The 1,211-nt window shown below is 67.2% G+C and carries 1 protein-coding gene and 1 pseudogene; both read right to left on the reverse strand.

Annotated elements, in window-relative coordinates:
* Positions 1-381, reverse strand: a pseudogene (locus tag JYJ84_RS37070) (DUF6537 domain-containing protein); the annotation flags it as partial.
* A 132-nt stretch (positions 382-513) separates the two neighbouring features.
* A partial coding sequence (gene gstA / locus JYJ84_RS37075; protein WP_307872240.1) for a glutathione transferase GstA occupies positions 514-1,211 on the reverse strand: 698 nt, incomplete at its 5' end.

Consider the following 1,211-nt stretch of genomic DNA (forward strand, 5'->3'; position numbering starts at 1 on the left):
GCGTTCCTTGACGTGGCCAAAGCCCTTGACCCGCGCCGGCCAGCGGGCGATCTCCAGCGCCAGCGGCAACCGGTCTGCCCGCAGGTCGCGCAACACCTCCTCGACCGCGGCCTCGTACTCGCGGATCAAGGCCCGCTCGGTGCGCCGCTCCTCCGTGTGGCCGAAGGGGTCGAAGGCGGTGCCGCGCAGCCCCTTGAGCCGGGCCAACACACGGAACGCCCCCATCACCCAGGGGCCGTATTCGCGCTTGACGAGTTCGCCCTTGTCGTTGCGCCGGGCCAGCAGCGGCGGCGCCAGATGAAAGCGCAGCGTGAAGTCGCCGTCGAACTGCTCGCGCAGACGCTGCAGGAAAGCGCCGTCGGTGTACAGGCGCGCCACCTCGGCAGGCCGTTGCCAGCGAACCCGCGCCGCCCGGGTGGCGCCGCCGGGCGGCGCGCACAGGCAAAATCGACGTGTTTATGGATTGACGCCGTGCGGCGCGGGCGTGACCCGCGCCGCATCGGCAGGTGGCCCTCAGCCCATCAGGCCTTCGGCCTTCATCGTCTCGATCACCGCCGGGCGGCTCATCACGCGGCCGGCGTAAGCGCCGATGTTCGGCCAGGCCGACAGGTCGAGCTTGGCGTACTGGCACCAGCCGAGCATGGTGGCGAGGTAGCAGTCGGCCACCGTGAAGGTGTCACCGAGCAGATACTGCTTGCCGGCCAGCTGCTGGTCGAGGTAGCCAAGGCGCTTGCCGATCATCTCGATGGCTGCTTTCTTGGCGTCGTCGCCGGCCGCCGGGTTGAACAGCGGACCGAAGTTCTTGTGCAGCTCGGTGGAGATGAAATTCAGCATCTCCATCAGGCGGTAGCGCTCGAGCGTGCCGGCGGCCGGGGCCAGTCCGCTGCCCGGCTTCTGGTCGGCGATGTATTGCAGCACCACGCCGACCTCGGTCAGCACCTGGCCGTTGTCGAGCTGCAGCGCCGGCACGTAGCCTTTGGGATTGATGGCGGTGAAGTCGGCGCCCGATTCGGTTTTCTTGGTCATCAGGTCGACCTTTTCCAGGTCGAATTTCAGGCCGGCTTCGCGCAGGGCGATGTGCGGGGCCATGGAACAGGCGCCGGGGGTGTAATACAGCTTCATGGAACGCTCCTTGCTCTTGAATGTGCCAACGAGGAAAACACCGAAAAAACCCATCCCTGGGATTTTTCGGCCCGCCGCAGCGCGGGTCG

This window comes from Burkholderia sp. LMG 13014 (genome assembly GCF_905232215.1).
GTDB lineage: Bacteria > Pseudomonadota > Gammaproteobacteria > Burkholderiales > Burkholderiaceae > Burkholderia.